This is a genomic window from Clostridium sp. (assembly GCF_047777555.1).
GTDB lineage: Bacteria > Bacillota > Clostridia > Clostridiales > Clostridiaceae > Clostridium_H.
Genome location: NZ_JBKEEV010000002.1, coordinates 174,160 through 186,833, shown reverse-complemented (window position 1 = coordinate 186,833; position 12,674 = coordinate 174,160). Strand labels below are relative to the sequence as shown.

Here is a 12,674-nt window from a genome sequence, read left to right as displayed (position 1 = left end):
TTAAAATGGATGATAAAATTAAAAAAGAATTTATATTAGAGGGTTTATGCTGCGCAAATTGCGCTGCAAAGATGGAAAAAGGAATTAATGATATTAATGGAGTAAAAAATGCTAGTATAAACTTTGTGTCTAAAAAGCTTACTATAGAAATTCATGACAAAGATGATTTAAACAGAGTTATGGAAGAGGCAGTTGATATAGTAAAAAGAATAGAACCAGATGTAAAGATGGTTGCTCATCAAAAGGATAAAACTGCTCACAGCCATGAGCATTACCACGATCATGATCATAGTCATGGAGAGGATAAAGGTAACAAAGGAGAACTATTAAAGCTGGCTATAGGAGCAGTACTCTTCTTAGGAGCCGTAATACTTAATTTATCATATAACATGGAACTTATACTGTTTATTATAAGCTATCTTTTAGTAGGTGGAGAAATTGTAGTAAGAGCTTTGAAGAACATTATAAAAGGACAGGTCTTTGATGAGAATTTTCTTATGAGCTTGGCAACACTAGGAGCCTTTGCTATTGGAGAATTTCCAGAGGGTGTTTCAGTTATGTTATTTTATCAGATTGGAGAGTTATTCCAAGACATAGCTGTAGATCGTTCAAGAAAATCTATAAGTGAACTTATGAATATTAGACCTGACTATGCAAATTTAAAAATAGGAAATGATACGAAATTGGTATCACCAGAGGAGGTAAAAGTTGGCGATATAATAGTTGTAAAACCAGGAGAGAAAGTTCCTCTAGATGGCAAAATCATAGAAGGAAGCTCTATGCTTGATACTTCTGCTTTAACAGGAGAATCGGTACCAAGAGAAGTAAAAGAAGATGATGAAGTTTTAAGTGGATTTATAAATAAGAATGGATTATTAACCATAAAAGTAGAAAAGGCATTTGGAGAGTCTACAGTAGCTAGAATACTAAATTTAGTTGAAAATGCAAGCAGCAAAAAGGCACCAACAGAAAATTTTATAACAAAGTTTGCAAGATATTATACACCAGCAGTTGTTATTACTGCCCTTGCTCTTGCTATAATACCACCTATAGTACTTAGCCAAGCTACTTTTTCACAGTGGTTATATAGGGCTCTTGTATTTTTAGTAGTATCATGTCCTTGTGCTTTAGTTGTATCCATACCTCTTGGTTTCTTTGGAGGCATAGGAGGAGCGTCTAAAAAAGGTATTTTAATAAAAGGTGGCAATTATTTAGAAGCTCTTAATGATGTTGAAACTATAGTATTTGATAAAACAGGAACTCTTACAAAAGGGGTATTTAAGGTTACAGATATAAATGCTAAGAGTGACATTGCAAAAAGGGAGCTTCTTAAATATGCAGCTTTTGCAGAGGCTTATTCTAACCATCCTATAGCAATCTCAATTCTTAAGGAGTATGGAAATGAAATTGATAAAGAAGAAATTGAAGATTATAATGAAATTTCAGGTCATGGAACAAAGATAAGACTTAAGGGCGGTAAGACTTTAATAGTAGGTAATGATAAGCTAATGCTTAAGGAGAATATAACTTTTGACAAAGTAGAGGCAGCAGGTACGGTAGTTCATATAGCTGTTGACAAAGAATATATTGGATATATAGTTATTTCTGATGAAATTAAGGAAGATTCAAAGCAGGCTATAAATGCTCTTAAAGACATAGGAATTAAAAAGACTATTATGCTTACAGGAGATTCTAATCTAGTAGGAGAAAAGGTTGCAAAGGATCTAGGATTAGATGAAGCATATACAGAGTTGCTGCCAGATCAAAAGGTTGATAAACTAGAGGAGATTGACAAGGAAAAGTCTCCAAAAGGTAAGATTGTATTTGTAGGTGATGGAATAAATGACGCTCCAGTTCTCGCTAGAGCCGATATAGGAATAGCTATGGGAGGATTAGGATCAGATGCAGCAATTGAAGCTGCAGATGTGGTTATTATGACAGATGAGCCATCAAAAATAGCTAGTGCTATAAAGATCGCAAAGAGGACTAAGGGGATTATATATCAAAATATAGTATTTGCTCTAGGCATTAAGGCATTAGTTTTGATTTTAGGAGCTTTTGGACTTGCTACCATGTGGGAAGCTGTATTTGCTGATGTGGGAGTAGCCGTAATAGCTGTATTAAATGCCATGAGAGCACTTAAAGTAGAGGATTAGTATAAAAACTCCAGATATTTATATAGACAAGTATATTTATTTATGATAATATAATTTAAAAATATTAGTGGCGATGGAGTTCGCCTTTAAATGCGCAAAGCTGATGACTCCTACAAAATAGCAGTATTAAACTGTTACTTTGTAGGATTATTTTTTGCTTGTTTTTACATAAAAAAACAAATGATATAACTTATAAGTAAGAAACTTAAAATGGAATGCGGAGGGGATAAAGTGGAACAAAGAAAAAACATCTTAGAAGATAAAGAAAGCAACTTAATAACTCTTATTAGAGGTAGAAATAATACTATTGCTTTATTGATATCATTTGTAGTATGGATTATTATTGGTGGTTTGGTAGGAATATTAACTGGTATTGCAGGAGCATTATTTCTAAAAAGCTTAGAACTAGCTACAGATTTGCGCAATAAGCATACATGGCTTTTATTTTTGCTTCCATTTGGAGGAGCTTTTGTAAGCTATTTATATTCAAAGTATGGTAAAAATTCTTCTAAGGGAAATAATTTAATTATACAAAAAATAAATGAAGCAACTGGAGAAATACCATTTAGAATGGCTCCCTTAGTTTTTTTTGGAACTTTTATTACTCATTTACTTGGAGGTTCAGCAGGAAGAGAAGGAACAGGAGTACAGCTGGGTTCTAGCATAGCAGAAGGAATAGGAAAATTACTGAAGTTAGATAAAATAGATAATAGAATAATTCTTATGGCAGGAATAAGCAGCGGATTTGCTTCTGTTTTTGGAACTCCTCTTGCAGGTACAGTTTTTGGATTAGAAGTAGCTACATTAGGATTGATGAGCTATGAGGCTTTAGTCCCATGTTTTACAGCAAGCATTGTTGGTGATTTAGTAGTAAGATATCTAAAAGTTAATCACACCCACTATAAGATATTAGAAGTACCAGATTTAACATATGTTTCGGTAGGAAAGGTTGTTTTTGCTGCAATTTTGTTTGGACTAGCAAGTAGATTATTTAGTGAGCTAACTCATAAATTAAAGGATATTTTTAATGACAAGTTTAAAAATCCAGCACTTAAGAGCTTTGTTGGTGGAGTTATAGTAATTGTTTTAGTTTATATATTTAGAACTAGAGAATTTTTAGGATTAAGTCTTCCACTTATGGCAGATGCCTTTAATTCTCATGTGCATCCACTTACCTTTCTAGGGAAGATATTATTTACATCTTTAACTTTAGGTGCAGGATATCAAGGAGGAGAGGTTACTCCACTATTTGTTATAGGGTCCACTTTAGGGAACTATTTATCAAGTTTAATGCACATGGCACCATCATTTTTAGCCGCCTTAGGTCTTATTGGAGTGTTTACAGGTGCCGCAAATACACCAATTGCATCATTTATAATGGGTATAGAAATGTTTGGCTCACAAGGGATTGAATTTATGTTTATGACTTGTGTCATTAGCTATATGTTTTCAGGCCATACAGGAATTTATATTGCTCAAAAAGTTGGAAGAAGCAAAAGCAGATTTATTGAAGTCCCAAATAATGCTACTCTTTCTTATTTTAGAAAGAGAAAGAATTCTAAAGGTACAGGGTAATGAAAAATCATTATCCTGTACCTTTAAAATAAAGAATATAATTATATTAGTAACATATAAAACTACTTATTCTTCTTGTATCAATTCCAAAGTAAACCCATCTTCCTCTTTGCCATCTAAAACCAGCAATAGATCTTCTCCCAACAAAGGTTAGAAATGCCCAGAAGGAAACTCCGGTATCAAGCCATATATATACAAATCTAAACATGCATCCAAATAGGGAACCTGGATCTACAGCGAATGTTCCTACTCCAGTTTGGGGTTGTGCAGGTGTAAATGAAGGTGGTGGTCCAGATGGAGGTCCTCCAGCTGCTCCTCCAGGTCCTCCTGGTCCGCCAGGTCCACTAGGTCCACCAGGCCCACCGGGTCCGCCAGGTCCAAGACCGCCTCCAGGTGGGAAGAATCCGCCGCCTCCAGGTAATCCAAATGGAGGTCCAGAAGGAGGAAATTGACGATAACCATAACCATAATCTTCATCGTCTAGGTAGTAGTCATCTTCTAAATAGTCATCATATTCATAAGGATACACTCTGTTAAACACTCCCTTTAAGTATTACATTATATGATATGATGCTAATTAAAAAAGGGTTAAAAGATTTTAAAAAAAGTAATTAAAATAAATTTCCTTTATTTAATCTGTTTTCTGGATCAAAGAGCTTTTTTAAGGTTATCATTTCTTCTATTCCTTTAATAGAGAACATTTTTTGCAGCAAATTAGTCTTTAACTTGCCAACACCATGTTCAGCAGATATGGTACCTCCTAAAGCAATAATCTTTTCTGCCCAAAGGCTATACAGCTCTTTGCCCTTATTGTATTCTTCCATATTTTTAGGAATTATATTAACATGAAGATGATTATTACCTATATGTCCGAAGATTACAGAATCAAATCCTAATTTTTCTAAGGAGCTGTTATATAATTCCATAACCTCTTCAAGTTTTGAATCAGGCACTGCCATATCGGTTCCAAGCTTTGTAAGCTCAGGAACAGTCCTTCTCCTTTCATCAATAAGAGTATTAACAGCTTCAGGTGTAGCATGTCTAAAATATTTAAGAGCTTCATTAGATTGAGAATTTGTTGATAGCCAAGTGTCAGATGGATCACCACCGCATTCCTCTATCATTTCGCAGCATTCCATGAGCATATTCATAACTTCTTCTTCACTATTTCCATGATATTCAACATAAACAGCAGAGTGAAAATGTGAAGAAAGTTTTGAGAGTTTATCAAAGCCTTCATAATTTTCTTTCATATTTCTAAGAAGATTTAGTGAGTTATAATTAAAAAATTCTATAGCAGCAGGAGAAGAATTTTCACGTATCTTTCTAACAAACTTTAAAGCAGGCTCCTCAGAAGTGAAAAATACATTCATTCCATAAATTGTTTTCGGAGTTTTTAAAAGCTTTAATTCTATTTCAGTAATTATTCCAAGAGTACCTTCAGAACCTATAAAAAGATCTATTAAATCCATATTATTTTTTGCATAATATCCAGAAGCATTTTTTACATCAGGAAGGTTATATGAAGGAATATTACCTTCAATCTTATTTCCAGAATGTGTAGTTAATGAAAAATGTGTATTATATGCTTTTTCATTTCCTCTTTTAATATAAAGTTTATCACCATTAACTAAAACAATATTTAATGCTTCTATATGATCTCTTGTAGGACCATATTTAAAAGAACAAGCCCCTGATGCGTTGCATGAAACCATACCTCCAATAGACGCTGTGGTTTCGGTAGGATCAGGAGGAAAGAAGTAAGATTCGGATTTTTTAAATTTATTTAAAGCATCTATAGATGTTTTGTCCCAATTTTCTGTATCAAAAGTCTTATTTTTTAAAGCCTCTCTTAGCTCACATAATAAAACTCCTGGTTGAACCTTTAAGAAAAAGGTATCCGATGTATCATCATAGCGAAGTCCTGTTATCTTGTTCATTTTACTTAAGTTAAGCACATGTCCACCTTGTGGTACTGCTCCAGCGGTAATGCCTGTACGTGCGCCTTGAGTGGTTATTAAGGTTTTGCTTTGAGCTAAACATTTTAATATTTCTATAATTTCTTCTTCAGTTTTAGGAAAGGATATAGAATCAGCATTCCCAATTTTTCGTGATTCATCTCTTAAATAATCTTCATAGTCTTTTTCAAACTTTTTTATAAGAATATTTTCCATGGTATTTGCCCCCTAGCATTTAATGTAATGTCAAATATATTATGAATGTACCAAAGTATTGTCTATATTAAATAAGTATATAATATGTCATGAAATTTTTAAAGATATATGAGTTTAACGTCAAATTCAATAATTAATGATGTTAGCAAAAAATTATTGACAAGTGGTTAAGATTGCTATATAATATGATTAAAGTTAATACTTAAATTTCTTGTATTAAAAGGGAGTAGTAAAAATATAGCATCAACATTTCGATTAGCATGGCTAATCTGGTGTTATATGCCAAGTTGTTTTGGTTACAAGACTTTTAATATAATCCAGGTTTTGGATTATATTAAAAGTCTTTTTTTATATAAAAATATCAAAGAGGGGGAGAAAAAATGAAAGAGGCTTATAAAAAGTCTGCACAAGAGGTAATGGAAAGTTTAAAAGTTACATCAGAAGGGCTTAACAATGAAGAGGTAGAAAAAAGAAGAAAGGAGCAAGGTTTTAATGAGTTAAATGAAGGAAAGAAGAAAAATACGCTTCAAGTTTTTGGTGAACAGTTTAAGGATCTTTTAGTGATAATACTTCTTGGAGCGGCTGTTATATCTATGTTTTTGGGAAACGAAGAAAGTGCTTTAGTTATATTTTCTGTGGTTATACTTAATGCTATATTGGGAACAGCACAGCATATTAAAGCAGAAAAGTCTTTAAGCAGCTTAAAGGCACTATCTGCTCCTATAGCCAGAGTTTTAAGAAATGGTGAAAAGGTAGAAATACCATCAAGAGAAGTAGTTGTAGGAGATATATTATATTTAGAAGCAGGAGATTACGTAAGTGCTGATGGAAGAATTATAGAAAACTTTAGTCTTCAGGTTAATGAAAGCTCTCTTACTGGAGAGTCAGAGAGTGTGGTAAAAACAGAAGAGGTTATAGATGGAGATAATGTTTCTATAGGTGATATGAAAAATATGGTTTTTGCAGGGAGTTTTGTAACCTATGGTAGAGCTGCAGCAGTAGTCACAAATATAGGTATGGATACAGAGATAGGTAAGGTAGCCTCTCTTTTAGAAAATACTAAACAGAAGAAAACTCCTTTGCAAATTAGTTTGGATGACTTTGGAAAGAAGCTAGCTTCAATAATTTTAATTATCAGTGCTTTAATATTTATTTTAAATATGTACAGAGGTTATGAAGTTATAGATTCATTTATGTTTGCAGTAGCATTAGCAGTTGCTGCAATACCAGAGGCTTTAAGCTCCATTGTAACCATAGTTCTAGCACTTGGAACTCAAAAGATGGCAAAGGAAAATGCGATTATAAGAAAGCTTCAAGCTGTTGAAAGTTTAGGTAGCGTTTCTGTAATATGTTCTGATAAGACTGGAACCTTAACTCAAAATAAGATGACAGCAAAAAAAATCTATATAGATGAAAAGATAATGGATATTGAAAATTTAGATCTAAGCAATACCATGGAGAAAAAATTAGTTTTAATGAGTTTGCTGTGCAGTGATGCTATTTCTGGTGAGGATAAGGAAATTGGGGATCCAACAGAAATTGCCCTTACTAATCTTGGACGCAAGTATAATTTAAGAGAAATAGATGTAAGAGAAATGTATCCTAGAATTTGTGAGATTCCATTTGATTCAGATAGAAAGCTTATGAGTACAGTACACAAGATAGAAAATCAAATTACTATGATTACAAAGGGAGCTTTGGATGTAATATTAGAAAGGGCAGTTAAAATATGTACATCAGATGGTGTTAGAGAATTGACATATAAGGATAAAGAAGAAATTAAAAAAGTGAACGAAAACTTTTCTAAAAAAGGCCTTAGAGTTTTAGCCTTTGCTTATAGAAACCTTAATGAGAATAAAGAAATTACTTTGAAAGACGAAGAAGATTTAATATTTGTTGGTTTGATATCTATGATAGATCCCCCAAGGGAAGAGTCTCAAAAGGCGGTAGCAGAATGTATAAGTGCAGGTATTAAGCCAATTATGATTACTGGAGATCATAAAATTACAGCTTCTGCTATAGCAAAGCAGATAGGAATATTAAAAAATGAAGATGAAGCCATGGAAGGTTATGAATTAGATAGATTAAGCGATGAAGAGTTAAAAGAAAAAGTAGATAAGGTTTCGGTATATGCGAGAGTGTCTCCAGAACATAAAATTAGGATAGTGAGAGCTTGGCAGGAAAAAGGGAATGTGGTTGCTATGACTGGAGATGGAGTAAACGATGCCCCTGCTTTAAAACAAGCTGATATTGGTATATCTATGGGGATTACAGGAACAGAAGTTGCAAAAGATGCTGCATCAATGGTGCTCACGGATGATAATTTCGCAACTATAGTAAAAGCTATTTCAAACGGAAGAAACATATATAACAACATTAAAAATTCCATAAAATTTCTTCTTTCAGGAAATACCGCAGGAATAATGGCAGTTTTATATGCAGCTTTAGCCTCTCTTCCTAATCCTTTTGCTGCAGTTCACTTATTATTTATAAATCTTCTTACAGATAGCTTGCCGGCTATAGCTTTAGGACTGGAGCCTCATAAGAGCAGTGTTATGGAAGGTAAGCCAAGAAACATAAATAAATCCATATTGTCTAAGGATTTTGTGTATGAAATTGTTGTGGAAGGATTTCTTATAGCAGCTTGTACTATGATCGCCTTTAAGCTAGGATTACAAAGTGGAAATACTAATATAGCAAGTACCATGGCATTTGCAACATTATGTATGGCAAGATTATTTCATGGATTTAACTGTAGAAGCAGAGAATCTATTTTCAAAATAGGAATTTTCTCTAATAAATATGCATGGATAGCTTTTGGAATAGGAACATTATTTTTAAACTCAGTTTTACTTTTTGAGCCTTTAAGAGGTATAATTCAAGTTGAAAAACTTACTGTAAACCAATATGCAGCGTTTTATGTGTTAGCTTTTATACCATTTACAGTTATACAATTATATAAGTTCTTCTTTGTTAAAACTAGTGAGGGTAGAGTACATTATAATGAAGTGATTAATGCTAATAATTAAATAAAATAAATTTACAACCTCTAAGAAAGGTATTTTCATTTCTTAGAGGTTAAACTATAATATAATGAATGTAATTTAAGCTGCAGGAGGAATTAAGAATGGATGAATTTTTAAGGGAATTTTTATATATAGCATCTCATTTTGAGGATTATATAAGTATGGCTATTAATCAATTTGGAGCATATACATATATACTGCTTTTTTTTGTTATATTCCTTGAAGCAGCTTCAATTATAACCTCCTTTCTGCCAGGAGATTCCTTAATTTTTGTTACTGGAACTTTAGCTTCCATTAAGTTAATAAATGTAATTATTATATTTATTGTATTGTGCATAGCAGTTATAGCAGGAGATATTGTTAACTATTATGTAGGAAAGATTTTAGGAAGAAAAATTTTAAGAGCAGGGGATAATAAAGTTTTTAAAAAAGAGTCTATTGAAAGAGCTCATATGTTTTATGAGAATTATGGAAGAGTTGCAATAATCATGGGAAGGTTTATTCCTATAGTAAGAAGTTTTATAGCTTTTGTGGCAGGTATTACATCAATGAATTTATACAAATTCATGGGATATGCCATCATAGGTGGAATACTTAGAATATCTGTATTTTTGTTTGCAGGATATTATTTTGGAACTTTAAAAATCATAAGGGATAATCTTGAATTTGTTATTATTATAGTGGCTATGATTACATTTATACCAGCAATTGCAGGCTTTATAAAAGAGAGGATAAAACAAAAACATTAAAATATTAAGAGAGAAGAAGTGTTTAACCAAGATTCTACATAAAATAATTGAACTTAAGAGTACTTTACTCTACAATATAAAAGTAAAGTTTAAAAAATCTAGTTATAGTTATTTAAAACATAACCATTAATGATATAGAACTATAAGATAAATGAGGTGATGAAATGAGCAATCTTGCTGGAAGTGGATGTGAGTTATTAATTCCATTGAGTGAAAGAAAACCATTAAAGGATATAGAACGCAGTATTATTAAGACATACAGAAAACGTATATGGACTAAGTTTACAAAGGCAGTTAAAGATTTTAAGTTAGTAGAAGAAGGAGATAAAATAGCAGTTGCAATTTCTGGAGGAAAGGACAGCTTGCTTATGGCAAAGTTATTTCAAGAACTTAAACGCCATGGGCGAATAAACTTTGAATTAGAATTTATTGCTATGAACCCAGGCTTTCACGAAAGCAATAGAGAGTTATTGCTTAGCAACTGCGAATATTTAAATATTCCTGTAAAAATGTTTGATTCCGGCATATTCGAAATAGTAGATAAAATAGCAAATGATTATCCTTGCTATATGTGCGCAAGAATGCGCCGTGGTTCTTTATATTCACAGGCTCAAAAACTTGGATGTAACAAGCTAGCTCTTGGACATCATTTTAATGATGTTATTGAAACCACAATGTTAAATGTTCTTTATGCTGGAAACTTCAAAACTATGAGACCTAAATTGCGTGCTACAAATTTTGAAGGCTTAGAATTGATAAGACCTATGTACTACATTCATGAAGATGATATCAAGCGTTACACAATGAACGCAGGAATATCTCCTATGAACTGCGGATGTGTAGTAGCAGCTCAAAAGACTTCAAGCAAACGTGCAGAAGTGAAAGCACTTATTAAGGAATTAAAGGAAAACTTTAAGGACGTAGAAAAGTCGATTTTCCAATCAGCGCAAAATGTAAATATTGATTCAATTTTAGGTTGGGAAAAAGGCGGGAAAAAGTATTCATTTTTAGACTTTTATGATGAAGAATAATATATAATATCACGCATGGGATTTGCATTTAGGAAAGCTTCACTACGCAAAGAAGCTCTAATATTTCTGGGCTTAAAACCCCTAAACCTTCTAAACTCACTGACGCTCAGACAATAGAAGGTTCTTACGGTGTTTTAAACCCAGAAATAAAGAGCTTCTAATGCTTGTTCAACGCTTTCTACAATGCAAATCCCATGCGTTATGTTCAAATATCTCACCAATGTATTGAAATTTTTATATGAGATAGATAGAGACAATTGAGAAGCATTTAGGAAAGCTTCACTACGCAAAGAAGCTCTAATATTTCTGGGCTTAAAACCCCTAAACCTTCTAAACTCACTGACGCTCAGACAATAGAAGGTTCTTACGGTGCTTTAAACTCAGAAATAAAGAGCTTCTAATGCTTGTTCAACGCTTTCTACAATGCAAATCCCATGCGTTATGTTCAAATATCTCACAAATTCACGTTAAAAGTTATGGATGTTTTGCCGCAGGCAAAATTACAATTTAGAACCGTAAGTTCCTTGTAGCGTAGTGAAGCTTTCCTAAATGCAAATCTCATATGGAATGTTCAATATTAAAGATTGTTACAATTTATTTCTAATGGTTTCTTTTGACCATAGTTAAAAATGTGTGTTTATATTTGTTTTTTTCATCAACAGTACCTTCAATATGTTCGATTATGGTCCAGTCATTTTCGTCATAAGGTGGGAAGAAGGTGTCGCCTTCAAAATAATGATGAATTATAGTTAAATAGATTTTTTTAGCATAAGGCATTAATAAATTAAAGATTTCTCCACCGCCTATTACAAAGTATTCCTCTTCGCTTTCTATATAAGGTTTTAAGTCTTCTATATCATGAAGAATTTCTACGTTTTTGTTGTTAGGCTTATAGTTTTTATTTCTAGTAAGGACTATATGTTTCCTGTTAGGAAGGACTGTAGGAAGAGCTTCGAAGGTTTTTCTTCCCATAATCATTGTCTTAGTTTGGGTCATTGTAATATCTTTAAATCTTTTTAAGTCTACAGGCAAGCTCCATACGAGGGAATTATTTTTTCCTATTACGTTATTATTAGCTACAGCAACTACAAAACTTAACATAAATTCATCTCCTAGAATTATATTGTTGGTTATCTAATTTCCCTTCCTTTAATTAATTTGTATCATGTTGTTCTGAATATAGAAAAACATTATAAGAAATTTATTATTATGCGGTGTAATATTATTTTGTGATTTAAAAAGAGTAGTATATCTTGATCTTGCTATCATTTCATGCATAGAATTACCTATTTTTTATCCATTGTTCTAATTCATCCAAATCTTCGTCGGTTATAGTATTACTTTCACGCAATGTAGAGATGAAGTTTTTTAGGGAATTATTATGGAATTTTTTAAAAAAGCTTGTAGTTTCTGATTTTATATAATCTTTTTCCGATACTATTGGAGTATAATAAGTGACTCTTTTTTCTTTTGCAGCATTTATAAAATTCTTTTTTAATAATCTTGAAAGCAATGTTAAGGTGGTTGTATTTTTCCATTCTTTTTTTTCATGCATTATCTCCACTATTTCTTTAGATGATATGGGACTCTTATTACTCCAAATAACTTTCATTATTTCTAATTCGGATTCAGGAATTTTTTTTAAAGTCAAATGAAAACACCTCCTTTAAGCTTATTCTACTTAAGTAGAATAAGCTTGTCAACTTCATTTTCTAGCATCTAATAACTTTGTGTGGGTTCAAATTATATAGTAACTTGCAGGATCTATACAGTAGCTGCTAAAATTTATTAGTATATCTATAAGTCATAAACATTACATTCAAAAACAGAAAGAGCAAAGCGTGAAATCACACCTAGCCCTTTAATATCAGCACTTATAAAATGATCTGTTATAGATTCTATAGCGAGTTTTTTTAGTCTTCATAATAACATAAATCATTCAAATTAATATAACTTTAGCTTA

9 protein-coding genes and 1 riboswitch are annotated in these 12,674 nt (G+C 32.3%); of the genes, 5 read left to right on the top strand and 4 right to left on the bottom strand.

The window, feature by feature from the left end; all coding sequences use genetic code 11:
• Positions 1 to 5 precede the first annotated feature (5 nt).
• Together ACFWTK_RS04045 and ACFWTK_RS04040 are read left to right on the top strand one after the other, a co-directional pair.
• Positions 6 to 2,156: a heavy metal translocating P-type ATPase gene (locus ACFWTK_RS04045; protein WP_415874844.1), complete on the top strand. Its 2,151-nt coding sequence runs from the start codon at positions 6 to 8 to the stop codon at positions 2,154 to 2,156.
• 60 nt (positions 2,157 to 2,216) lie between these two features.
• Positions 2,217 to 2,276, top strand: a riboswitch (Fluoride riboswitch).
• Positions 2,277 to 2,432: 156 nt separating this feature from the next.
• Positions 2,433 to 3,731 carry a voltage-gated chloride channel family protein gene (locus ACFWTK_RS04040; RefSeq protein WP_415875155.1) on the top strand — a complete coding sequence of 433 codons (1,299 nt, stop codon included), beginning with the start codon at positions 2,433 to 2,435 and terminating at the stop codon, positions 3,729 to 3,731.
• Positions 3,732 to 3,777: 46 nt separating this feature from the next.
• On the opposite strand, the gene ACFWTK_RS04035 is transcribed toward ACFWTK_RS04040, so the two are convergent.
• Together ACFWTK_RS04035 and ACFWTK_RS04030 are read right to left on the bottom strand one after the other, a co-directional pair.
• The gene (locus ACFWTK_RS04035) at positions 3,778 to 4,260 is read right to left on the bottom strand and encodes a hypothetical protein (protein ID WP_415874843.1); all 483 of its coding nucleotides are present in this window, start codon (positions 4,258 to 4,260) and stop codon (positions 3,778 to 3,780) included.
• An 82-nt stretch (positions 4,261 to 4,342) separates the two neighbouring features.
• Complete coding sequence (locus ACFWTK_RS04030; protein WP_415874842.1) at positions 4,343 to 5,905, bottom strand: FAD-binding oxidoreductase; 1,563 nt, start codon at positions 5,903 to 5,905, stop codon at positions 4,343 to 4,345.
• A 380-nt stretch (positions 5,906 to 6,285) separates the two neighbouring features.
• Here ACFWTK_RS04030 and ACFWTK_RS04025 point away from each other — a divergent pair, with 380 nt between their 5' ends.
• The 3 genes from ACFWTK_RS04025 to ACFWTK_RS04015 all read left to right on the top strand — a co-directional run bounded on the left by ACFWTK_RS04025 (position 6,286) and on the right by ACFWTK_RS04015 (position 10,711).
• A complete protein-coding gene (locus ACFWTK_RS04025; RefSeq protein ID WP_273092201.1) occupies positions 6,286 to 8,934 on the top strand; it encodes a cation-translocating P-type ATPase in 2,649 nt (882 codons plus the stop codon).
• Positions 8,935 to 9,032: 98 nt separating this feature from the next.
• A complete protein-coding gene (locus ACFWTK_RS04020) occupies positions 9,033 to 9,680 on the top strand; it encodes a VTT domain-containing protein (RefSeq protein WP_415874841.1) in 648 nt (215 codons plus the stop codon).
• Between the two features lie 164 nt (positions 9,681 to 9,844).
• A complete protein-coding gene (locus ACFWTK_RS04015) occupies positions 9,845 to 10,711 on the top strand; it encodes a tRNA 2-thiocytidine biosynthesis TtcA family protein (protein WP_415874840.1) in 867 nt (288 codons plus the stop codon).
• Positions 10,712 to 11,311: 600 nt separating this feature from the next.
• Here the strand turns inward: ACFWTK_RS04015 and ACFWTK_RS04010 are convergent.
• Together ACFWTK_RS04010 and ACFWTK_RS04005 are read right to left on the bottom strand one after the other, a co-directional pair.
• A complete protein-coding gene (locus tag ACFWTK_RS04010; protein WP_415874839.1) occupies positions 11,312 to 11,812 on the bottom strand; it encodes a dihydrofolate reductase in 501 nt (166 codons plus the stop codon).
• A gap of 181 nt (positions 11,813 to 11,993) precedes the next feature.
• Entirely contained in the window at positions 11,994 to 12,362 is a 369-nt protein-coding gene (locus tag ACFWTK_RS04005) for a BlaI/MecI/CopY family transcriptional regulator (protein ID WP_415874838.1), read from the bottom strand.
• Positions 12,363 to 12,674 lie beyond the last annotated feature (312 nt).

Coding starts and splice junctions, on each gene's coding strand:
- ACFWTK_RS04045 (WP_415874844.1), top strand. CDS start 6: ATGGATGATAAAATTAAAAAAGAATTTATATTAGAGGGTTTATGCTGC.
- ACFWTK_RS04030 (WP_415874842.1), bottom strand. CDS start 5,905: ATGGAAAATATTCTTATAAAAAAGTTTGAAAAAGACTATGAAGATTAT.
- ACFWTK_RS04025 (WP_273092201.1), top strand. CDS start 6,286: ATGAAAGAGGCTTATAAAAAGTCTGCACAAGAGGTAATGGAAAGTTTA.
- ACFWTK_RS04020 (WP_415874841.1), top strand. CDS start 9,033: ATGGATGAATTTTTAAGGGAATTTTTATATATAGCATCTCATTTTGAG.
- ACFWTK_RS04015 (WP_415874840.1), top strand. CDS start 9,845: ATGAGCAATCTTGCTGGAAGTGGATGTGAGTTATTAATTCCATTGAGT.
- ACFWTK_RS04010 (WP_415874839.1), bottom strand. CDS start 11,812: ATGTTAAGTTTTGTAGTTGCTGTAGCTAATAATAACGTAATAGGAAAA.